Here is a 22,441-nt window from a genome sequence, read left to right on the forward strand (position 1 = left end):
GGGCTAGAGCTCGTCGTGGGCGACGGTCACCGTGCCGTCACGCCCGACCCGGATGACCGTCCCGTCGTCCAGCTCGACGACGGGGCGGTTCTCCAACCAGGTGAGCGTCCAGCGCCAACGCGACGTGTCCGCATCGGCGAGTTCCGCCTCGACTCCGCGCACGGCCTCGACGACCGCCTCGGGAAGTCGCGCGGGCGGTTCGCCGCCCACAGCCCAGCGGGTGCCGATCTGCATCAGGACTCCGTCTCTTCGAGTTCGATCGCCGTCACCGACACCTCGTCCGCCTCGACGAACTCGAGCTCGCGGATGCGGCCGACGGCCTTGAGGTCGACGGCGGCCTGGGCGAGGAGCGCGGGTCCCGCGATGACGGCCCGCGTCACGGGCGTCTTCTGGCTCGCCTTAGCCTCGGTCTTCGCCCGCCGGATGCCGATGAGGGCCGAACTCGTGAGCGCGAGCAACCCGGTCGGCTCGTCCGCGGTCGGCGCGGTCGGCCATGCGGCGGTGTGCACGGAGCCCTCGTGCGTCCAGCTCCACACCTCCTCGGTGGCGAACGGGAGCACCGGGGCGAACAGCCGCAGCGTGACGTCGACCGCCTCCCGAAGAGCGGTCACGGCACTCGCCTGGCCCGCGGCGTCGGAGGTGTCGTAGGCGCGTTCCTTGACGAGTTCCAGGTAGTCGTCGCAGAAGGTCCAGAAGAACTGCTCCGTCGCCTCGAGCGCGCGGGCGTGGTCGTACTCCTCGTACGCCGCGGTCGCGGTGCGCACGACGCGTGCGAGCTCGGCCAACATGTCGGCATCGAGGGGCTCGGTCACCGCCGCATCCGCGGGCTCGGGGAAGGAGTAGACGAACTTCGCCGCATTGAGGATCTTGATCGCCAGACGTCGGCCGATCTTGATCTGCTTCGGGTTCTGCGGGTCGAAGGCGGCATCCGTGCCCAGGCGGCTCGACGACGCCCAGTAGCGCACCGCATCCGAACCGTGGTCGTCGAGCATCGCGGCCGGCGTGACGACGTTGCCCTTCGACTTCGACATCTTCTTGCGGTCGGGGTCGACGATGAAGCCCGAGATGCCGGCGTTGTGCCACGGCACGGTGCCGTGCTCGAGCTGAGCCCGCAGAGTCGTCGAGAACAACCAGGTGCGGATGATGTCCTGTCCCTGGCTGCGGAGCGAGTACGGGAACACCAGGTCGAAGAGCTCGGGATCGGTCTCCCAGCCGCCGGCGATCTGCGGGGTGAGCGACGAGGTCGCCCACGTGTCCATGATGTCGATCTCGCCGATGAACCCGTTCGCCTGACCGCGCTGCGACTCGTCGTACCCGGGAGGCGCTGCGGAGCTCGGGTCGATGGGCAGCGCGTCCTCGCCGGGCACGATCACCTCGCCGTGGATCGGTTCGCCGTCGGGTCCGAGCGGGTACCACACGGGGATCGGCACCCCGAAGAACCGCTGCCGGGAGATGAGCCAGTCGCCGGTGAGGCCGCCCACCCAGTTCTCGTAACGCACCCGCATGAAGTCGGGCACGAAGTTGATCTCGCGGCCGCGCTCGAGCAGCGCCTCACGGAGCTGTTCGTCGCGCGCACCGTTCTTGATGTACCACTGACGGGTCGACACGATCTCGAGCGGCCGGTCGCCCTTCTCGAAGAACTTGACCGGGTGGGTGATCTTGCGGGGCTCACCGATGAGGTCACCCGAGTCGCGCAGCAACTCCACCACGCGCTGCTTCGCGCTGAAGACGGTCTTGCCCGCGAGCTCCGCGTAGGCGGCCCGGGCCGTCTCGGTCTCGAGGGCGGCGGGCGGGTCGGCGACGAGTCGGCCGTCGAAACCGATGATGGCGCGGTTCGGCAGGTCCAGTTCGCGCCACCAGACCACATCCGTCACGTCGCCGAAGGTGCAGATCATGGCGATGCCGGAGCCCTTGTCGCGCTGGGCGAGGTGATGCGCGAGCACGGGCACCTCGACCCCGAACAGCGGGGTGGTGACGGTCGTGCCGAAGAACGGCTGGTAGCGCTCGTCGTCCGGATGGGCCACGAGCGCGACGCACGCGGGAAGCAGTTCCGGCCGGGTCGTCTCGATCTCGATCGTCTCGCCGTCGGGGCGGTGGAACGACACCCGGTGGTACGCGGCGGGCTGCTCCTTGTCTTCGAGCTCCGCCTGGGCCACGGCGGTGCGGAAGGTCACGTCCCACAGCGTCGGCGCATCCGCGCGGTACGCCTCGCCGCGGGCGAGGTTCCGCAGGAAGGCGCGCTGCGCGGCCCGCTGCGCGTCGTCGCCGATCGTGCGGTAGCTCTGGGTCCAGTCGACCGAGAGACCCAGCTTGCGCCAGACGTCTTCGAACTGCTTCTCGTCTTCGAGCGTCAGTCGCTCGCACAGCTCGATGAAGTTGCGGCGGCTGATCGGCTGCTGATCGGCCGCCTTCGAGCTCGCGTTCTCGCCGCCTTCGAACGGCGGGGTGAAGTCGGGGTCGTACGGGAGCGACGGGTCGCAGCGCACCCCGTAGTAGTTCTGCACACGCCGCTCGGTGGGCAGGCCGTTGTCGTCCCAGCCCATCGGATAGAAGACGCTGCGGCCGCGCATCCGCTGGTATCGGGCGGCGAGGTCCATGTGGGTGTAGCTGAAGACGTGCCCGATGTGCAGGCTGCCGGATGCCGTGGGCGGCGGCGAGTCGATCGAGAAGACGTTCTCACGGGTCGTCGCGGCGCGATCGAAACGGTAGGTGCCCTCACGCTCCCACTCTTCGCCCCACTTCTGCTCGAGTCCTTCGAGGGCGGGCTTGTCGGGCAGGGCAGCGGACATGAAGGACTCCAGAGCGATATGTGCGGCACCGCGTCGGTATGGGTGCCTGAGTGTGGGTTGCGCCGACCATCCTATCGGCCGGGAGTCGCGGAACGCGGACCGGCCGTGCCCGTCGCGGAGCGCTCCCCATGGCGGAGGCGGCCGGTCGACCTCTACCCTGGCGGGCGGTGCCGCGCCTGCCATCCGGCGGCCGTCAACCGTTTCACCCCCGTCCCCGATTCGAGGAGTACCGTGTCCGACCCCGCCCTGAACCCGTCGCAGCCGCAGGCCGCGCCCGAGACGTTCCCCGGCAAGACGCTCGGAATCGTCGCCATCCCCGTCGCCGTCTTCGCCAGCATCGTCGGGCTCATCCTCGGCATCGTGGCGCTCAGCCAGTCGAAGAAGGCCGGCTACCGCAACACCCCCGCGAAGGCGGCGATCTGGGTCGGCGCGATCGTGCTCGTGCTGCAGATCATCGCCGCGGTGGTCGTCGTCAGCATCATCGGCGGCGTCGTCGCGCAGTGCGCGGAACTCGGACCCGGCGAGCACCTCGTGAACGGCGTCACCTACAGCTGCGGCTGAACCCTGCAACGACGACGGGACCGGGCCCCCTGGGGTCCGGTCCCGTCGTCGTTCGGGCACTCAGGCGTCGACGGAGCGCTTGCGGGCCGCGGCGATCGCGGCCACGAGGGTGACCGCGGACATGATCGCGAGCACGATGCCCGGGTGCCACCAGGCGTTGTCGGTCTCCCGCGCGACGACGGCCGTGAGTGCCGGCACGAAGCCCGAGAGCACAGCCGCGACGCTGTACGCGATCGACAGCGCCGAGTAGCGGTAGTGGTCGGCGAACAGGTCGGCCATCAGACCGCCGAGCGCCGCCCAGCTGAGGGTGGGCAGGATCCCGCCGATGAGCATCGTCGCGACGAGGATCTCGAAGGTCGAGAACTGGAGCAGGTAGTACATCGGGAACGTCACGATGAGGGTGCCGGCGGCGCCGATGGCGACGACGCGCGCCGAGCCGATGCGGTTCGCCCACGCCCCGAAGAGCGGGATCGTGACCAGCTGCAGCAATCCGCCGATCGTCGTCGCGATGAGCAACTGGGTGTAGTCGAACCCGAGCGAGGTGACGCCGTAGTTGACGGTGTACGTGTTCATCAACGAGTACGAGCCGATGCCGAGCAGCGCGGCGCCCACCGCGATGACGAGGGCGGTCGGCTGCTGCGCGAACACCTTCGCGAGCGGCACCCGGTCACGACGTCCCTCCTGCACGATATCGCGGAAGACCGGGGTCTCGTCGATCGACCAGCGCAGGTACAGCGATACGAGCAGCAGCGGGATCGCGGTCAGGAACGGGATGCGCCAGCCCCACTCGGTCATCGCCTCCGGCGAGAGCGAGGCGGTCATCACGAGGAAGACCGCAGCGGCGAGGATCGATCCGATGGGCGAGCCCAGCTGCGGCATCGCGGCGGCGAAGGCGCGGCGCTTCAGCGGCGCGTGCTCGCTCGCGAGGAGGATGGCTCCGCCCCACTCGCCACCGAGCGAGAAGCCCTGCACGAGCCGCAGCAGCACGAGCAGGATCGCTCCGACCCAGCCGGCAACGGCGTACGGCGGCAGCAGGCCGATGAGTCCGGTCGCGACGCCCATGATCGCGATGGTCACGAGCAGGGTGCGGCGGCGTCCGATCCGGTCGCCGAGGTGACCGAACACGATCGCCCCGAGGGGGCGCACGATGAACCCGACGCCGATCGTGATGAACGCCGACAGGGTCGCGGCGAACGCGCCGAGCGACTCGAAGAAGAGGGGGCCGACGAAGAAGGCGGCGAAGTAGGCGTAGACGTAGAAGTCGTACGACTCGAGGGCGGTGCCGACGAGCGAGGCCCACGTGACGCGGCGCGCGGTGCGCAGGCGTTCGGGGTCGACGGCGGGAGCGGATGCGGGAGTGGCGGTCGCGGTCACGGGAGCCTTCCGGGAATCGGGTGCGTATTCTTGGACGCAGTCCAGAAACCTAACACGGAAGGACGGCCGTCTATGCCCGCCGAGGATCCCCGCGTCGGACGCCCGCGATCGTCGTCCCGCGCGACGCTCGAAGAAGCTGCGACCGAGCTGTTCCTCGAGCAGGGATACGAGGCCACGACCGTCGGCCAGATCGCCCGACGCGCCGGGGTGAGCCGTACCTCCTTCTTCAACTACTTTCCGACCAAGGCCGACGTCGTGTGGGTCGCGGTCGACGACGCCCTCGACGCCCTGCGCGTCGCCCTCGCCGGCGCCGAAACCGCCGAGGACGTGTTCGAGGGGGTCCTCGCCGTCGGTGCGCGCGTGGACGCGCAGCACGTGCCGCTCGCCATCACCGAGACCGAGGCGATGGGCGGCGCCGCGGAGATCGAGGCGGCGGGACTCGCGCGTGCCGCCCGGCTCGGGCGGGAACTGCGCGACGCCCTCGGCCGCGGAGCGACTCTCGACGCCGAGACGACGGACGTCATCGCCCGTATGACCGCCGGAGCGGTCGCCGCCGCGTGGCAGGCGTGGGCCGGTGCCGGGGTGCGGCGGGGCGAGCTCCGCGACCGCCTCGCGCGGGCTCTCGACCTCGTGCGGTCGGGAGTGCGTGAGGCGGTCGGGGAGTCGCCGCGCCGCTAGCGGACGATCAGCGTCCGCGCCCGCGCAGGTCGAGCTGTGGCACCGGCACGGTCGACCAGTCGGTGTCGGAGGCGAGGTAGAAGCCCGGATACGACGGCTGGTTGTAGGTGGTCTGCTGGCGAGCCACCTCCGCCCGGTACTGCACGTCGTGCATGAGCGTGTACAGCTTGCGATCCGTGAGCTCGGTGCTCGTGAAGATGCGGATCGCCGAGCTGTCCGCCGTGCGCACGAGCAGCTCCTCCCGCCAGTCGCCGAACACGTCGGCCACGAGTGACGGGTTGCCCTTCGTGCCGTTGTTCGATCGCGTGCCGGTCGCCGTCAACAGTCGCCCGCGCGTCCAGTCGTCGATCGTCACATCGCCGTCACCGGTTCCGTTCACGAGCTGCGTCGTGCCGTCCGCCGCCCAGCGGATGCTCTGGTTGGTGCCCGGGATCTGCGACGACAGCTGCTCGCCAGACGCGCTGCGCATGCCGATCGCCCAGGTCTCGATGCCCGGCACGTCCGGGCGGACGTCGCCGATCATGCCGCGCCCGGTGTCCCGACCCGAGTAGGCGCCGTAGATCACCTCGCCTGTCGCGGCGTCGCGGAGCGCGTAGCCGTACGGAGCCGAGGTCGCCCCCTCGTGCACGGTGTAGATCTCGAGCCCGGGTCGCGCCGGATCGATGTCGGTCACGTGCATCGCGTCGCCGTGGCCCAACCGCGCAACCGTTCCGGGCGCACTGCTGCCGGCCGGCAGCACGTCCGCCGAGGAGTAGAGCACCGAGCCGTCGTCGTCGAGCGTCGCGGATCCGTAGACGATCTCGTGCCGGCCGTCGCCGTCCACGTCGGCGGCACTCAGCGAGTGGAATCCCTGCGTCGTGATCGATCCGTACTGCGGGTCGGTGCCGTCGCGGCCGTGCGGGCCGTCGTTGAACGGATTCGTCATCGGTACCCAACCGCTGTCGGCGTGCCAGCGCTGCGTGAGCCGCTTGCCGTCCCAGTCGTACGCGACGATATTCGCCCGGGTGTAGTAGCCGCGGGCGAAGATCGCGGAGGGGTGCTCGCCGTCGAGGTAGGCGACGCCGGAGAGGAAGCGGTCGACCCGGTTGCCGGGCTCGATGCGCGACATCGCGTAGTCGCCCCACATGAGTCCGTCGTCGTGCCGCTCCGGCGTGTACCGCACGGTCTGCAGCTCGCGCCCGGTCCGTCCGTCGAACACCGTCAGGTACTCGGGGCCGGAGAGGATGAAGCCCGCGAAGTTGCGCAGCTGGTTCCGGGCGGATCGTGACGGCGCGTAGACGTCGATGAAGTAGTCGACGAGCTCCGCGGCGGCCTCGCGGGTGAGCGGGTACTCGTGCGTCACCGGAATGCCGAAGGCCTCCTCGAGGGTCGCCGGCCAATTGCCCGCCATCACCTCGGGGTGTCCGCTCCAGCCCTGGAAGACGTCGGTCAGGTGTTCCTCGTAGTCGGCGGCGCTCATCCGGTAGTCGTCGTCGTTCGTATATCCGGCAGCGCGGTCCTCGCGGGGGAGGGTGATCGCCCGCGACTCGGCGGGGTCGCCACGCTTGTCGTAGCGGGTCACCGTGGTGCCGGGCGCGGTCTTGAGCATCGTCTCGGCTCGTCCGTCGCCGTCGAAGTCGTGCACGAGGAACTGGGTGTAGTGGGCGCCGGCGCGGATGTTCACCCCGAGGTCGATGCGGTGCAGCAGCGTGCCGTCCTGCTCGTAGGTGTCGAGGTACACGTTGCCCGTGTAGCCCACCTGCGAGACGTCCTTCGCGTTCGACGGGTCCCACTTGACCACGTACTCGTAGGCGCCGTCGCCGTCCACGTCGCCGACGCTCATGTCGCCCGCCGAGTAGGTGTAGGCCTCACCGGCGGGGGTGACGCCGTCGGCGGGCTTCTGCAACGGGATGTCGACCGAGGCCTGCGCCCAGGGCGTCACCTCGGTCTTGTGCCCGCCGTGCCGGCCGCGTTCGTCCGTCGGCTGCACGCGGTAGCGCGCGGCGGCCGTGCCGTCGGGGTCCAGGAAGTTGGTGCTGTCGGTCACCGTCGCGATGCGCCGCCCGTCGCGGTAGACATGGAAGTCGGTGCCGCGCATGCCCGTGTCGGTGTGGCCGGTCACCTCGGTGCCGAGCAGCCGCCAACTGAGGAACACCCCTTCGGGCGTACTCGCGGCCACGAGGCCGCGGTCGAGGGGCTCCAGGTGGGCGCCGTCGTCGCGCCCGTTGCCGTTGCCATTGCCGTTGCCCTGGACTTCACCCGGGGCGGCCGTCGCGGCGCCCGCGACACCCGTGGCGGCGAGTGTCCCGCTCAGTGCGACGGCGAGGAGGGCGCGTCGGAATGATCGTCGTTCGGAATTCATCGTCGAATCCTTGCTCTCGGAGTAGCAGCGGGATAACGCTTTCCCGCCGCCTCCAGGGTACCCCTCATCCGGGGGACGCCACCAGTCCGCCGCTCGGCGGACACCCCACCCGCGCCGCGACGTGACGAACGGCGGCGGGCGCCCCTCCATCGAGCGTGCCCGTTCGCGACGCCGCAATCGTTCCCAGGCGGCCGGAAACGTCGCAAACGGGCACGCTGGGCGGCGCGGCGCGCGCGGTGACGGGTGCGGCACCCGGCTCCCCGCGGGCGGCATGCGGCCGCACCTCGCGCCGCGATATGATGAGGGCACAGACTGCGAACCGGCCATCACCGGGGAGTCCTCGGAAGAACGGCGCGAGCCCAGTAGAACCGAGCGGGTCGGCCCGTCATCGCCGCAACGAGCGGTCGCTCGTCCGCACCCGCGGACCGGGCGGCAAGCGAGGTGGTACCGCGGCGCAAGTCGTCCTCGTGCAGAGCACGAGGAGTACCCATGGTCTACCCCCGCAGTCCGCGCGCCGGCGGCGTGCCCGCATCGCCCGACTTCCCGACGATCGAGCAGGGCATCCTCGCCTTCTGGAAGGGCGACGACACCTTCCGCGCCTCCGTCGAGCAGCGCAACGGCTGCGAGGAGTGGGTCTTCTACGACGGGCCCCCCTTCGCCAACGGGCTGCCGCATTACGGCCACCTGCTCACCGGCTATGCGAAGGACGTGTTCCCGCGCTACCAGACGATGCGCGGCAAGCAGGTGCACCGCCGCTTCGGCTGGGACACCCACGGTCTGCCGGCGGAGCTCGAGGCGATGCGCCAGCTGGGGATGACCGAGAAGCATGAGATCGAGCGGATGGGCATCGCCGCGTTCAACGGCAAGGCCCGCGAATCGGTGCTGCGGTACACCCGCGAGTGGCAGGAGTACGTCACCCGCCAGGCGCGCTGGGTGGACTTCGAGAACGACTACAAGACGCTCGACCCGTCGTTCATGGAGAGCGTGCTCTGGGCGTTCAAGACGCTGCACGACAAGGGCCTCGCGTACGAGGGCTACCGCGTGCTGCCGTACTGCTGGCGTGACGAGACCCCGCTCAGCAACCACGAGCTCCGCATGGACGACGACGTCTACAAGATGCGCCAGGACCAGTCGGTCACCGTCACGTTCCCGCTCGTCGGGGTGAAGGCCGAATCGCTCGGGCTCACGGGCGTGCGCGCCCTCGCCTGGACGACCACGCCCTGGACGCTGCCGACCAACCTCGCCCTCGCCGTCGGTCCGGAGATCGAGTACGCGGTGATCCCGAGCGGCCCGCTCGGCGCCGCGGATGCGGCGACCCACGGTGACGGCACGAGCGAGCGCACCGAAGAGGGCGTGGGGGAGTACCTGCTCGCCGTCGACACCGTCGGCGCCTACGCGAAGGACCTCGGCTACGCGACGCCGGAGGACGCGCGCGGCGCGATCACCCGCACCCTCCTCGGCTCCGAGCTCGAGGGCGTGCTGTACGACCGGTTGTGGGACTACTACGCCGACATGGACGCGTGGGGCACCCACAACGCCTGGCAGGTGCTCGTCGCCGACTACGTCGCCACGGGCGAGGGCACCGGCATCGTGCACCAGGCCCCCGCGTACGGCGAAGACGACCAGATCACGACGGCGAAGGCCGACATCCCCATCATCATCTCGGTCGACGACGGCGGCAGGTTCCTGCCCTCGGTGCCGGATGTCGCCGGGCTGCAGGTGTTCGAGGCGAACAAGCCCCTCATCCAGAAGCTGCGTGCCGAGGGCCGGCTGCTGCGCGTCGCGAGCTACGAGCACTCGTACCCGCACTGCTGGCGCTGCCGGAATCCGCTCATCTACAAGGCGGTGTCGAGCTGGTTCGTGCGCGTGCCGGAGTTCCGCGACCGCATGGGCGACCTCAACCAGCAGATCACCTGGGTGCCCGAGAACGTCAAGGACGGACAGTTCGGCAAGTGGGTCGCCGGGGCCCGCGACTGGTCGATCTCCCGGAACCGCTTCTGGGGTTCCCCGATCCCGGTGTGGAAGAGCGACGACCCGGCCTACCCGCGCATCGACGTGTACGGCTCCCTCGCCGACCTCGAGCGCGACTTCGGCGCGCTGCCGCGCAACGAGCAGGGCGAGGTCGATCTGCACCGCCCGTTCATCGACGAGCTGACGCGTCCGAACCCCGATGACCCGACCGGCCGGTCGACGATGCGGCGCATTCCCGACGTGCTCGACGTCTGGTTCGACTCCGGGTCGATGCCGTTCGCGCAGGTGCACTATCCGTTCGAGAACCGCGAGTGGTTCGACGAGCACAGCCCCGCCGACTTCATCGTCGAGTACATCGGCCAGACGCGCGGCTGGTTCTACACGATGCACGTGCTCTCGACGGCGCTGTTCGACCGTCCCGCCTTCTCGAACGTGATCAGTCACGGCATCGTGCTCGGCAGCGACGGGCAGAAGATGTCGAAGAGCCTGCGCAACTACCCGGACGTGTCCGAGGTCTTCGATCGCGACGGCGCGGATGCGATGCGCTGGTTCCTGATGTCGAGTTCGGTCATCCGCGGCGGCAACCTCATCGTCACCGAAGAGGGCATCCGCCAGGGCGTCCGCGAGCTGCTGCTGCCGCTGTGGAGCACGTACTACTTCTTCACCCTCTACGCGAACGCCTCGGACTACACGGCGACCTGGCGCACCGATTCGACGGATGTGCTCGACCGGTACCTACTCGGCAAGACCGGCGAGGTCGTCGAGCAGGTCACCCGTCACCTCGACGGGCTCGACAGCCCGTTCGCCGCGGCCGCGCTGCGCGACTTCGCCGACGTGCTCACCAACTGGTACGTGCGGCGCAGTCGCGACCGGTTCTGGGCGGGGGAGGCCGGTGGCGATGACTGGCGCGACGCGTTCGACACGCTCTACACCGTTCTCGAGACACTCACCCGGATCGCCGCTCCGTTGCTGCCGCTCGTGGCCGAGGAGGTGTGGCAGGGTCTCACCGGCGGCCGCAGCGTGCACCTCGAGGACTGGCCCGACGCGCCGGCGTTCCCGCGCGACGAGCACCTCGTGCGCGCCATGGACCGCGTGCGCGAGGTGGCCTCCTCCGGGCTCGCCCTGCGCAAGGCGCGGCAGCTGCGCGTGCGGCTCCCGCTCGCAGCGGTCACCGTCGTCACCGCCGATCCGGGCGCGCTCGAACCGTTCACGGGCATCCTGCGCGACGAGCTGAACGTCAAGGACGTGCGCCTCGAGCAGCTCGTCGACGAGAGCGTCGGCGACTTCGGCATCACCCGGCGCCTGACGGTGAACGCGCGGGCGCTCGGCCCGCGTCTCGGCCGCGAGGTGCAGAAGGTCATCCAGGCGGCGAAGTCCGGCGACTGGATGACCACCTCGGACGGCGTCACCGTCGGGGGTGTCGCGCTGCTCGACGGCGAGTACGACCTCGTGCTCGAGTCGGCCAACGCCGACGACGCGATCGCGTTCCTGCCCGACGGCGGATTCGTGGTGCTCGACACGGTCACGACCGCGGAACTCGAGGCCGAGGGGCTCGCCCGCGACGTCGTGCGGGCCGTGCAGCAGGCGCGGAAGGACGCCGGTCTCGAGGTCAGCGACCGCATCCGGTTGACGCTCGTCGGCGACGACGTCGCCGTCGCAGCCATCCGGGCGCACGCGGGACTGATCGGTGAGGAGACCCTGGCGCTCGCGCTCGACGTGCGCGAGGGTGAAGGAGGCACGCCCGTGGGCAACGGGTCGGCCGTGACGGTGAGCGTGGAGCGGGCATGAGCGACGACGAGTTCCAGCAGGCGGCAGACGAGGCCTACGCCGAACTGCTCGCCCGGGTGGGGGAGGCCCACCCGCAGCCGCGGCTCGACGCCACACGTCGCGCTGTGGAGCTGCTCGGCGACCCGCAGCGCGCCTACCCGATCGTGCATGTGACCGGCACGAACGGCAAGACGAGCACGAGCCGCATGATCGAGAGCATCCTGCGCGCCCACGGACTGCGCACCGGTCTGCTGACGAGCCCGCACCTGGTGCGCGTGAACGAGCGCATCGCGATCGACGGCGAACCGATCTCGAACGAGGCGTTCGCCGCGAACTGGGCGGACATCCGCCCGTACCTCGAACTCGTCGACGGCGAGCTCGAGGGTCGCGGCGAACCGCCGCTGAGCTTCTTCGAGGCGCTCAGCGTGCTCGCGTTCGCGAGCTTCGCGGATGCCCCGGTCGACGTCGCCGTGATCGAGGTGGGTCTCGGCGGCGAGTGGGACTCGACCAATGTCGCCGACGGGCAGGTGGCGGTGTTCACCCCGATCGCGCTCGACCACATGCGCAACCTCGGCAACACCGTGGAGGAGATCGCCCGCACCAAGAGCGGCATCGTCAAGCCCGCCGCCCGCGTCGTGAGCGCGGCCCAGCCCGCCGGCGCCCTCGCGGTCCTCCGCGACGCCGCCGAGCACAACGAGGCCGGGTTCGCGTCCGAGGGCGTCGACTTCGCCGTCGAGTCGATCGCGGTCGCCGTGGGCGGCCAGCTCATCACGCTGCGCGGGCGCGCGGGGGAGTACCGCGAGATGTTCCTCCCGCTCTACGGCGACCACCAGGCGCACAACGCGATGGTGGCGGTCGCCGCGGTCGAGTCGTTCCTCGGTGACGGCACGCAGCGCATCGACCCGGATGTGCTCACGGAGGGGCTCGCGACCGCGACGTCGCCCGGCCGTCTGCAGCTCGTCGGCGTCGAGCCGACGGTGCTCGTCGACGCCGCGCACAACCCGCACGGAGCTGCCTCCCTGGCCGCCGCGCTGACCCAGTACTTCGACTTCGACGAGCTCGTCTTCGTGTTCGGCGTGCTCGGCGACAAGGACGCCGGCGGCATGGTCGACGAACTCGCGCAGGTCGCGACCCGGTTCATCGTCACCCAGGCGGATTCCGACCGCGCGGTCCCGGCGGACGATCTGGCCGAGATCGTCGCCGACCGGCTGCCCGAACCGCCGACGGTCTACCCCCGCGCCGAAGACGCCCTCGCCGACGCGCGGGAGTGGGCCGCGGAGGAGCCGCGCCGCGCGGTCGTGGTCGCCGGCTCCATCGTGCTCATCGGCGAGGTCATCGAGATCGCGCAGCGCGAGGGCTGGAAACCGTGACCCGTCGCCGCCGCACCGCGACGGAGTCCCTGCTGCAGGTGGCCCTCGTGCTCGAGGCCGTGCTCGTGTTCTTCATCACGATCACCGTGTTCGGGCTGCGGCTGGTGGATCCGGCGATCGCGTTCGGCGGCGGCGCCGCCCTCGTGGTGCTCCTCGCCCTCACGGCCGGACTCGTGCGTCATCCGTGGGCGGTGTGGCTCGGATGGGTGTTGCAGGCCGTCCTCGTCGCCACCGGACTGCTGCTGCCGATCCTCTATGCCGTCGGGCTCGGTTTCGCCGGTATCTGGACGTACTGCTTCGTGCGCGGACGTCAACTCGACCGGGCTCGCGAGGAGTTCCTCGCCCGGCACCCGGAGCTTGCGGACGATGCACTCACCGACCCCCCGAACGCCCCCACCGAATAGGAGAACCATGTCCCTCGAAGAGACCCTCGTGCTCGTCAAGCCCGACGGTGTCGCCCGTCACCTCACCGGCGAGATCCTGCGCCGCATCGAGGCGAAGGGCTACGCGCTCGTCGACATCCGGATGCTGCAGGCCGACCGCTCGCTGCTCGCCCAGCACTACGCCGAGCACGAGGGCAAGCCGTTCTACGAGCCGCTCGTGGAGTTCATGGAGAGCGGACCGGTCGTGGCGATGCGCATCGCCGGGCACCGCGTGATCGAGGGATTCCGTTCGCTCGCCGGCACGACCGATCCCACCACCGCGGCTCCGGGCACAATCCGCGGCGACCTCGGCCGCGACTGGGGCCTCAAGGTGCAGCAGAACCTCGTGCACGGCAGCGACTCGGCGGAGTCGGCCGAGCGGGAACTCGCCCTCTGGTTCTCCTGATCGGCGCCCGCGCCGCCTATCGATGCATACGCATGGAATAGGCGGCGCGGCCCGCCGGTTGTCGCGCACAGGTGCCGAGCGGCGCCGGAAGGGAACACCATGACACCCGCGATCGAACTCGGACTCGACACCTTCGGCGACGTCACCGGAACGGCGGACGGCGGGCTCACGCCGCACCCGCAGGTGGTGCGTGACGTGATCGAGCAGGGCGTGCTCGCCGACCGCGTCGGGCTAGACTTCTTCGGCGTGGGGGAGCACCACCGTGAGGACTTCGCCGTCTCCGCCCCCGAGGTGGTCCTCGCGGCCATCGCGGCACGCACGGAGCGGATCCGCCTCGGATCCGCCGTCACGGTGCTCAGCTCCGACGACCCGGTGCGGGTGTACCAGCGCTTCGCGACCGTCGACGCGATCTCGAACGGACGCGCCGAGGTCATCCTCGGACGCGGATCGTTCACCGAGTCGTTCCCTCTCTTCGGCTTCGACCTCACCCAGTACGAGCAGCTGTTCGAGGAGAAGCTCGACCTCTTCGCGGCGCTGCGCAGCGAGGAGGCCGTGACCTGGCAGGGCACCCTCCGCCCGTCCCTGAACGACAAGCGCGTGTTCCCCACGACCGAACGCGGGGCCCTGCCGACGTGGATCGGAGTGGGCGGGAGCCCCGAGTCGGTCGTGCGCGCCGCGCGCTACGGCCTTCCGCTCATGCTCGCGATCATCGGCGGCGAGCCGGTGCGCTTCGCGCCCTACGTCGACCTGTACCACCGCGCCCTCACGCAGCTGGGGATGCCCGACCTGCCCGTCGGGGTGCACTCCCCGGGGTACATCGCCGAGACCGACGAGCAGGCGCGCGACGAGGTGTGGCCGCACCACAAGGCCATGATGGACCGCATCGGTGCCGAGCGCGGTTGGCCGCCGCTCAGCCGCGACCGGTTCGAGGCGGAGGCGGGCCCCGACGGCGCCCTCTACGTCGGATCGCCCGAGACGGTGGCGGCGAAGATCATCCGCACCGTCCGTGCCCTCGGCGTCGCCCGCTTCGACCTCAAGTACAGCGTGGGCACCCTCGCCCACGACAAGCTCCTGCGCACGATCGAGCTCTACGGCACCGAGGTGGCACCCCGTGTCCGCGAGGCGATCGCCGCCGACTGAGCAGTAGCGCGGGTGCGGCCGGACTCGATTCTCAGAGGTACGACAGCACGTCGAGCCGCACCTGCGCGACGATCGCCACGACGAGGTACGAGCCGACGGTGATCGCCGGCACCCACGAGTAGGCGGCCTCCGCGAAGCGCCGCAGTGCCGGGCCCCCGCCGAGGTGGCCCTCCTTGAGGTTGTACAGGGTGACCGACCAGAACAGCGGGATGGTCACCGACCACACCACCATGCACCACGGGCACAGCGTCGCGAGCTCGAAGATGCTCTGGTAGATGAGCCAGATCACGAACACGAGCGCGCCGAGCACGCCCAGATTGAAGCCCGACCACACCCACCGCGCGGGGCGGCGGCGCAGGAGGAGCGCCGTGCCCATCACGACCGGGGCGACGAAACCGACGAGACCGATGACGGGATTCGGGAAGCCGAACAGCGAGCCCTGCCACGACGTGATGTTCTTGCCGCACTGCACCAGAAGGCTGAAGTCACAGGCGAGCGTCGCATCCGGATCCTCGAGCAGCACGCTGCGTTCGACCATGAGGACGGCGGCCGCGGTCCAACCGATGATGCCGGCCAGGATGAGGAAGACGGCGAAGGCGTAGGGCGGGGCCGGCGGGTCGACACGGGTCACCGGCTCATCTTCGCACGCGTCGTGCGGGCCGCCGGGTCGACGGCGTGCGATAATGACTTGCAGTCGACGTGCCGCGCGCGCGTCGACGCCAGAGAAGGCTTACCGGGCACACCGGGCCACGACGAGCAGAGTTTGCTCCGTGTCGGACAGCCAGTTCCGAGTAGCGCTGTGAGAGAGCGCGACCGATCAGAGCCAAGAGCCGGTCGGGACAACAGGATTAGCGGCGCTCGCGTCGCGTGGAGAGTACCCGGAGCGGGCGCGGCCCTTCCGGACGAGGAGTGCACCAGGAATGGTGGAATCGAACGAAGCGGGAAAGCCCGCGAGAAGAGCAGGACTGTTCGGCGGACGACGCGGCGCACGCCGTAAGGACGCCCCGGAGCAGGAGCCGGTCGTCACCGAGTCGGAGATCGACCGCGCCGAGAGCGAGACGGTCGAGCAGGCCGCGATCGTGAGCCCCGAGTCGGATGTCGTGCGCGAGCCCGCGCCGCGTCGATCGGGCGCACGGACGCGGGCGGCCGCGCCGTCGGCGGACGAGCCGCCGGTCGAGGAGACGCCGGAGGACGCGGCCGCCGTCGAGGCGCCGGAGGCGGAGCCGGAAGAGAGCATCGCGCCCTCGGACGCCGAGCCGCCGAGCAAGCCGGTGCGCCGGGCGACGACCTCGCTCATCTTCCAGGCGCCCGACCTGCCGACCCTCCTCCCGCCGCGGATCGACGAGGAGCCGGCGGAGGCCGCCACCGCCGTTCGCAGCCGTCGACGCCGCCGCGCGACCGACGAGGTGCGCGACGGAGACGACGATCCGAACACCGTCGTCAAGGTGCGCCAGCCCCGCAAGCCGCAGCCCGTGCAGCAACAGCCCGAGCCGATCACGGAGCCGCAGAAGATCAAGGGCTCCACCCGGCTCGAGGCGAAGAAGCAGCGCCGCCGCGACGGCCGTGACGCCGGCCGGCGTCGCACGGTCGTGACCGAAGCGGAGTTCCTCGCGCGCCGCGAGAGTGTCGACCGCGTCATGGTCGTCCGCTCCAAGGGGCAGCGCATCCAGATCGGCGTGCTCGAAGACGGCGTGCTCGTCGAGCACTACGTCGCCCGCAACCAGGACGCGTCGCTCATCGGCAACGTCTACCTCGGGCGCGTGCAGAACGTGCTGCCGAGCATGGAGGCCGCGTTCGTCGACATCGGACGCGGACGCAACGCCGTGTTGTACTCGGGCGAGGTCGACTGGGAGGCCGCGGCCGCCGAATCCGAGACCAAGAACCAGCCGCGTCGCATCGAACTCGCCCTCAAGGCGGGCGACCGCGTGCTCGTGCAGGTCACCAAGGACCCGGTGGGTCACAAGGGTGCCCGGCTCACGAGCCAGGTGAGTTTGCCCGGCCGGTACCTCGTGTACGTGCCGAACGGCTCCATGAACGGCATCAGCCGCAAGCTGCCCGACACCGAGCGGGCCCGGCTCAAGAAGATCCTCAAGGAGGTGCTCCCCGACAACGTCGGCGTCATCGTGCGCACCGCCGCGGAGGGCGCCACGGAGGAGCAGCTCACCCTCGACGTCAACCGCCTCACCCAGCAGTGGGCCGACATCAGCCGCCAGGTCGAGACCGTGCAGGCCCCCGCCCTGCTGCACAGTGAGCCCGACCTGCTCATCAAGATCGTGCGCGACGTCTTCAACGAGGACTTCCAGAAGCTCGTCATCGCCGGCGACGACGCGCAGGAGACCATCGAGAGCTACCTGCGCTCGGTCGCCCCCGACCTGCTCGACCGCGTCGAGCGGTACGAGGGCGATCGGGACGCGTTCGACGAGTTCCGTATCAGCGAGCAGATCGAGAAGGCGCTCGACCGCAAGGTGTGGCTGCCGTCGGGCGGATCGCTCGTCATCGATCGCACCGAGGCGATGACGGTCGTCGACGTCAACACGGGCAAGTTCGTCGGATCCGGCGGCAACCTCGAGGAGACGGTCACCAAGAACAACCTCGAGGCGGCCGAGGAGATCGTGCGCCAACTCCGGCTGCGCGACATCGGCGGCATCATCGTCGTCGACTTCATCGACATGGTGCTCGAGTCGAACCGGGACCTCGTGTTGCGTCGTCTGGTCGAGTGCTTGAGCCGCGACCGCACGAAGCACCAGGTCGCCGAGGTCACCTCGCTCGGTCTCGTGCAGATGACGCGCAAGAAGCTCGGTCTCGGGCTGCTCGAGTCGTTCAGCGAGCCGTGCGAGGTCTGCGCCGGCCGCGGCGTGATCGTGCACCACGACCCAGTGCAGAAGCACCGCGCGCCGTCGGCGGAGCCCGCACGCGGGTCCCGCCGCTCGGGCAAGGGCGGCGGTCAGCAGCAACAGCAGCAGAAGCCCTCGAACGGCAACGGGAACGGCAACGGCGGCAACGGCAACGGCGCTCCCGTGACCGGCACCCACGCCATCACCGAGGACGTTCGGAACGCGCTCGCGCAGATCGCGAAGAGCACCGTGCCGCACGCGGAGTCCGAGAAGAAGCCCGCCGGGCAACCGGCGGAGCAGAAGGCCGCCGAACCCGCCGAGACGGCGCCTGCCGCGACCGCTGAAGACGCCTCCGTCGCGGCGGCCGAAGCGGCCGTGGCGATCCTCGACATCCCGGTGGCCAAGGCACCCCGTCAGGGACGCCGCATCAGCACTCACGACGCCGAGCTCATCCTCGACTCGGTGCTCGAAGCGCTGCCCGAGCCGAAGAAGCCGGGTCAGGGTCGCGGACGCGGCTCGCGTCGAGCGAGCAGTGCGGCCGGATCGGCGGCGAGCGTGACCCGGGAAGCGGGGGAGTAGGGGCTCACAACCCCCGCTTGCGGCGCTGCGACACCCGCAGCCCGCTCGCCTCGAGGCGCAGCACGAGTTCGCGCGCGCTCACGGCCTGAGCGCCGAGCGCGACGAGTTCATCGTGCCGTTCCTCGGGCACGTCGTAGTGGTCGTGATCGAACGCCCGCCGCGGGATTCCGGCGGTCGCCGCGAACTCGTGGAGCTCCGCGAGATCGGAGTCGGTGACCAGGTGGGACCAGAGCCGACCGTGCGCCGGCCACATCGGGGGATCGATCAGCACGGCCATTCCGGAATCCTACGGCGTGGCACGGTTTGACCGGTCGTGTTCCGGTGCAGTATTCTCGACTGTTGGTGTGCGCTGGGCCGAGCCCGCGGGATCGCACCGAGACTTTCCTCATTCGAAGTTAGGGTTCAAAGTGGTTTACGCGATTGTGCGCGCCGGCGGGCGTCAGGAGAAGGTCGAGGTCGGCACGGTGGTCGTGCTCGATCGCGTGCAGGCTGACAAGGACGGCAACATCCAGCTTGCCCCGGTGCTGCTCGTCGACGGTGACAAGGTGACGCACGACGCCAAGTCGCTCGCCAACGTCACCGTGACCGCCGAGGTCCTCACCGACCTCCGCGGCCCGAAGATCACCATCCAGAAGTTCAAGAACAAGACCGGCTACAAGAAGCGCCAGGGCCACCGCTCGGAGCTCACGCGGGTCAAGATCACCGGCATCAAGTAGTAGGCAGGGACAGGGAACATGGCACACAAGAAGGGCGCATCGTCCACTCGTAACGGCCGCGACTCGAACGCGCAGCGCCTCGGCGTGAAGCGCTTCGGCGGCCAGGTCGTCAAGGCCGGCGAGATCATCGTCCGCCAGCGCGGCACCCACTTCCACCCGGGCGCCGGTGTCGGCCGCGGTAAGGACGACACCCTGTTCGCCCTCGAGGCGGGCTCGGTGGAGTTCGGCAACAAGGGCGGCCGCAAGGTCGTCAACATTGTCGCCGCCTGAGGCGCGACACCCCTGACGCACCACACTTGAGTTGAGGGCGGGCTTCGGCCCGCCCTCAATGACTTAACCGGAAGAATCGCACCATGGCCACCTTCGTCGACCAGGTCACGTTGCACCTGCGGGCGGGACACGGCGGCAACGGCTGTGTCTCGGTCCGCCGCGAGAAGTTCAAGCCGCTCGCCGGGCCCGACGGCGGCAACGGCGGCCACGGCGGCGACATCATCCTCGTCGCCGACCCCCAGGTCACCACGCTGCTGACCTACCACCGCGGCCCGTATCGCACGAGCCCGAACGGTCAGCCGGGCATGGGCGACCACCGCCACGGCGCGAACGGCGACGACCTCGAACTGCCCGTCCCGGTCGGCACGGTCGTGACCGACGAGTCCGGCGAGGTGCTCGCCGACCTCGACGCGCCGGGCATCCGCTTCATCGCCGCCGCGGGCGGTCAGGGCGGGCTCGGCAATGCCGCGCTCGCGACGACCAAGCGCAAGGCCCCCGGATTCGCCCTGCTCGGCACACCGGGCTGGGAGGGCGAGCTGCGCCTCGAGCTCAAGACCGTCGCCGACGTGGCGCTCGTCGGGTTCCCGAGCGCCGGCAAGTCGAGCCTCATCGCCTCGCTCTCCGCCGCCCGGCCGAAGATCGCGGACTACCCGTTCACGACCCTGCACCCGAACCTCGGCGTCGTCGAGGCCGGGTCGACCCGGTTCACCGTCGCCGACGTGCCCGGGCTCATCGAGGGCGCGAGCGAGGGCAAGGGGCTCGGTCTGGAGTTCCTGCGCCACGTCGAACGCTGCAGCGCCCTGCTGCACGTGCTGGACTGCGCGACTCTCGAACCCGGCCGCGACCCGCTCTCCGACCTCGACGTCATCCTGAGCGAATTGCGCGCCTACCCGGTGCCGGAGGGTCAGACCCCGCTGCTCGAGCGGCCGCAGCTCGTCGCGCTCAACAAGGTCGACGTGCCGGATGCGCACGACCTGGCCGCTCTCGTGCGCCCCGAGCTCGAACAGCGCGGCTACCGCGTGTTCGAGATCAGCGCGGTGGCGCGCACGGGTCTGCGCGAGCTCTCCTTCGCCCTCGCCGAACTCGTCGAGGAGGATCGCGCCCGCAAGGCGGCCGAACCGGCGCCGCAGCGCATCGTGCTGCGTCCGAAGGCGGTCAACGCCGCCCAGTTCACCGTGCGCGTCGAGGGCGGCACGTACGGCCCGGTGTACCGCATCCTCGGCGACAAGCCGGTGCGCTGGGTGCAGCAGACCGATTTCACCAACGACGAGGCGGTGGGCTTCCTCGCCGACCGGCTCGCGAAACTCGGCGTCGAAGACGAGCTGTTCCGTTCCGGCGCGGTCGCCGGGTCGACGGTCGTCATCGGCGAGGGCGAGTCGATCGTCTTCGACTGGGAGCCGACGCTCACCTCGACCGCCGAGCTCATGACCGGCCCGCGCGGGTCGGACGGGCGGCTCGACCCGAACGTGCGGCCGACGCGCAACCAGCGACGCGAGGACTACTTCGACCGGATGGACGCCAAGGCCGAGGCGCGCGCGGAGCTCGTGCGCGAGAAGGAGGCGGGGCTCTGGGCTGACGAGGACGGCCAGGCATGAGCGTGGTCGCCTCGGAGCGACGCGACGCGGTGCTCGCGGCCCGTCGACTCGTGGTCAAGGTCGGCTCGTCGTCGATCAGCGGGCGCAACGCCGCCCAGATCGGTCCGCTCGTGGACGCCCTCGCCGCCGCCCACGCCCGGGGCACCGAGGTGGTGCTCGTGTCCTCCGGCGCCATCGCGACCGGGATGCCCTATCTGCGACTGGACGCGCGGCCCGATGACCTCGCCACCCAGCAGGCGGCCGCCGCGGTCGGGCAGAACGTGCTCATGGTGCGCTACCAGGACAGCCTCGACCGTTACGGCATCGTCGCCGGACAGGTGCTCCTCACCGCCGGCGACGTCGAGAACCCGACCCACCGCAGCAACGCCCAGCGGGCCATGGAACGACTGCTCGGCCTCGGCATCCTGCCGATCGTGAACGAGAACGACACGGTCGCCACGCACGAGATCCGCTTCGGCGACAACGACCGGCTCGCGGCGCTCGTGAGCGAGCTCATCGGGGCGGACCTGCTCGTGCTGCTGAGCGATGTCGACGCGCTGTACACCCGTCCGCCGCACGAGCCCGGGGCCGAACTCATCTCGCACGTGCCCATAGGCGACGATCTCGCGGGTGTCGAACTCGGGGACATCGGCTCGGCGGGGGTCGGCACCGGGGGAGCGGGCACGAAGATCGCCGCGGCGAAACACGCGGCGGCCGGCGGCACTCCCGTCGTGCTCACCTCGACGACCCGGGTCGCCGACGCCCTCGGCGGCGAAGCCGTGGGCACCTGGTTCGACGCCGCGCCGCGGGCACGACGACACGGCGGCTGACTCAGGCGCGCAGGAACCCTTCGACGCGCTCGACGAGCGCCGTCAGTTCCCACCGGTGGTCGGAGCCCGGCACGCGCTCCACGCGGGCGTCCGGCAGGTTCGCGACGATCGAGTCCGCCGCGGGCGGGAAGATCGGGAGGGTCTCCTCGCCGAGCAGCACGAGGGTCGGTGCGGTGACGTTGCGCCACAGTTCACTGCGGGGTGCCGACTGGGTCCAGGCGAGGGCGTCGCTGTCGCCCTCGAGACTCGCGGCGACACCCGTCATGACCGGCCACGCGGGACTGCGCCGTGAGCCCTCGAGCCACTCCGGCGGCATGTCCTTCATGAAGTAGGCGACGACGCGGTCAGCATCGCCCGTCGCGATCGCCTCCCGCAGCCCGGCGAGGAACTCGGCGCCGTCCGATCCGGACTCCGGACCGAGAGGCGGCTCCCACAGCACCAGGTGCGACACGGGCAGACCGGATGCCGCCGCGGCCAGCGCGATCGCGCCTCCCGAGGAGCTGCCGTACAACGCGACCGGTCCACCGACCTCGTCGATGAGCGCGCCGATCGCCTCGATCTGACGGTCGAGGGTGTGCGGCGGTTCGGCCACCGTCTCACCGCGACCGGGCCGGTCGAAGTGCACCGTCGTGAAACCCCGGTCGGCGAGGACGGAGAGGAAGTCGCGCGTCTCGGAATCGAACGCCCGGAATTGGAACGCCCCGTCGACATGGATGACGCGTGGCCCCTCGCCCTCGGCCGTGTAGGCGATCCGCGCCCCCGTGGGGGTGGTGGCGTATGCGGTCATGATGCTCCCTCGACGGCGGGTCGGATGTGAAC

19 protein-coding genes are annotated in these 22,441 nt (G+C 70.4%); 12 read left to right on the forward strand and 7 right to left on the reverse strand.

Features of this window, described 5'->3' with window-relative positions; all coding sequences use genetic code 11:
* Positions 1–3 precede the first annotated feature (3 nt).
* The gene (locus tag CLV46_RS07530; protein ID WP_100364200.1) at positions 4–234 is read right to left on the reverse strand and encodes a hypothetical protein; all 231 of its coding nucleotides are present in this window, start codon (positions 232–234) and stop codon (positions 4–6) included.
* Complete coding sequence (gene valS, locus CLV46_RS07535) at positions 234–2,789, reverse strand: valine--tRNA ligase (protein WP_100364201.1); 2,556 nt, start codon at positions 2,787–2,789, stop codon at positions 234–236. The genes CLV46_RS07530 and valS overlap by 1 nt, the downstream gene beginning before the upstream one ends.
* A 231-nt stretch (positions 2,790–3,020) precedes the next feature.
* Between valS and CLV46_RS07540 the strand changes: the two genes are divergently transcribed.
* Complete coding sequence (locus CLV46_RS07540) at positions 3,021–3,350, forward strand: DUF4190 domain-containing protein (RefSeq protein WP_100364202.1); 330 nt, start codon at positions 3,021–3,023, stop codon at positions 3,348–3,350.
* Between the two features lie 60 nt (positions 3,351–3,410).
* Here CLV46_RS07540 and CLV46_RS07545 read toward each other — a convergent pair whose 3' ends face one another.
* Positions 3,411–4,724, reverse strand: a complete 1,314-nt coding sequence (locus CLV46_RS07545; RefSeq protein ID WP_100364203.1) for an MFS transporter — start codon at positions 4,722–4,724, stop codon at positions 3,411–3,413.
* A 72-nt stretch (positions 4,725–4,796) separates the two neighbouring features.
* On the opposite strand from CLV46_RS07545, the gene CLV46_RS07550 reads away from it, so the two are divergent.
* A complete protein-coding gene (locus CLV46_RS07550) occupies positions 4,797–5,402 on the forward strand; it encodes a TetR/AcrR family transcriptional regulator (protein ID WP_100364204.1) in 606 nt (201 codons plus the stop codon).
* A gap of 7 nt (positions 5,403–5,409) precedes the next feature.
* Here the strand turns inward: CLV46_RS07550 and CLV46_RS07555 are convergent, their stop codons facing one another.
* Positions 5,410–7,743 (reverse strand): rhamnogalacturonan lyase, encoded by a 2,334-nt coding sequence (locus CLV46_RS07555; RefSeq protein WP_100364205.1) that lies wholly within the window; start codon positions 7,741–7,743, stop codon positions 5,410–5,412.
* 489 nt (positions 7,744–8,232) lie between these two features.
* Between CLV46_RS07555 and ileS the strand changes: the two genes are divergently transcribed.
* The 5 genes from ileS to CLV46_RS07580 all read left to right on the forward strand — a co-directional run bounded on the left by ileS (position 8,233) and on the right by CLV46_RS07580 (position 14,819).
* Positions 8,233–11,502, forward strand: coding sequence for an isoleucine--tRNA ligase (ileS, locus tag CLV46_RS07560; protein WP_100364206.1), 3,270 nt, complete (start codon positions 8,233–8,235; stop codon positions 11,500–11,502).
* Positions 11,499–12,851 (forward strand): bifunctional folylpolyglutamate synthase/dihydrofolate synthase, encoded by a 1,353-nt coding sequence (locus CLV46_RS07565; RefSeq protein WP_100364207.1) that lies wholly within the window; start codon positions 11,499–11,501, stop codon positions 12,849–12,851. Before ileS ends, CLV46_RS07565 begins: the two co-directional genes overlap by 4 nt.
* The gene (locus CLV46_RS07570) at positions 12,848–13,255 is read left to right on the forward strand and encodes a DUF4233 domain-containing protein (RefSeq protein WP_211282165.1); all 408 of its coding nucleotides are present in this window, start codon (positions 12,848–12,850) and stop codon (positions 13,253–13,255) included. Before CLV46_RS07565 ends, CLV46_RS07570 begins: the two co-directional genes overlap by 4 nt.
* Before the next feature lie 7 nt (positions 13,256–13,262).
* Positions 13,263–13,679, forward strand: coding sequence for a nucleoside-diphosphate kinase (gene ndk / locus CLV46_RS07575; protein WP_100364208.1), 417 nt, complete (start codon positions 13,263–13,265; stop codon positions 13,677–13,679).
* 99 nt (positions 13,680–13,778) lie between these two features.
* Complete coding sequence (locus CLV46_RS07580; RefSeq protein WP_100364209.1) at positions 13,779–14,819, forward strand: LLM class flavin-dependent oxidoreductase; 1,041 nt, start codon at positions 13,779–13,781, stop codon at positions 14,817–14,819.
* Positions 14,820–14,850: 31 nt separating this feature from the next.
* On the opposite strand, the gene CLV46_RS07585 is transcribed toward CLV46_RS07580, so the two are convergent.
* Positions 14,851–15,450, reverse strand: a complete 600-nt coding sequence (locus tag CLV46_RS07585) for a vitamin K epoxide reductase family protein (RefSeq protein WP_100364210.1) — start codon at positions 15,448–15,450, stop codon at positions 14,851–14,853.
* A gap of 289 nt (positions 15,451–15,739) precedes the next feature.
* Between CLV46_RS07585 and CLV46_RS07590 the strand changes: the two genes are divergently transcribed.
* Complete coding sequence (locus CLV46_RS07590; RefSeq protein ID WP_100364211.1) at positions 15,740–18,232, forward strand: Rne/Rng family ribonuclease; 2,493 nt, start codon at positions 15,740–15,742, stop codon at positions 18,230–18,232.
* Between the two features lie 4 nt (positions 18,233–18,236).
* Here the strand turns inward: CLV46_RS07590 and CLV46_RS07595 are convergent, their stop codons facing one another.
* On the reverse strand, positions 18,237–18,509 hold the full coding sequence (locus CLV46_RS07595; protein WP_100364212.1) for a DUF4031 domain-containing protein: 273 nt from the start codon (positions 18,507–18,509) through the stop codon (positions 18,237–18,239).
* A 130-nt stretch (positions 18,510–18,639) separates the two neighbouring features.
* On the opposite strand from CLV46_RS07595, the gene rplU reads away from it, so the two are divergent.
* The 4 genes from rplU (at position 18,640) to proB (ending at position 21,622) form a co-directional block, all read left to right on the forward strand.
* Positions 18,640–18,948, forward strand: a complete 309-nt coding sequence (gene rplU, locus CLV46_RS07600) for a 50S ribosomal protein L21 (RefSeq protein WP_100364213.1) — start codon at positions 18,640–18,642, stop codon at positions 18,946–18,948.
* Positions 18,949–18,966: 18 nt separating this feature from the next.
* Positions 18,967–19,218: a 50S ribosomal protein L27 gene (rpmA, locus tag CLV46_RS07605; protein ID WP_100364214.1), complete on the forward strand. Its 252-nt coding sequence runs from the start codon at positions 18,967–18,969 to the stop codon at positions 19,216–19,218.
* Between the two features lie 83 nt (positions 19,219–19,301).
* Complete coding sequence (obgE, locus tag CLV46_RS07610; RefSeq protein ID WP_100364215.1) at positions 19,302–20,813, forward strand: GTPase ObgE; 1,512 nt, start codon at positions 19,302–19,304, stop codon at positions 20,811–20,813.
* Positions 20,810–21,622, forward strand: coding sequence for a glutamate 5-kinase (proB, locus tag CLV46_RS07615; protein WP_100364216.1), 813 nt, complete (start codon positions 20,810–20,812; stop codon positions 21,620–21,622). The genes obgE and proB overlap by 4 nt, the downstream gene beginning before the upstream one ends.
* A gap of 1 nt (position 21,623) precedes the next feature.
* On the opposite strand, the gene CLV46_RS07620 is transcribed toward proB, so the two are convergent.
* Positions 21,624–22,409 (reverse strand): alpha/beta fold hydrolase, encoded by a 786-nt coding sequence (locus tag CLV46_RS07620; RefSeq protein WP_100364217.1) that lies wholly within the window; start codon positions 22,407–22,409, stop codon positions 21,624–21,626.
* Positions 22,410–22,441: the final 32 nt, after the last annotated feature.

The sequence above is a fragment of the Diaminobutyricimonas aerilata genome (assembly GCF_002797715.1).
GTDB lineage: Bacteria > Actinomycetota > Actinomycetes > Actinomycetales > Microbacteriaceae > Diaminobutyricimonas > Diaminobutyricimonas aerilata.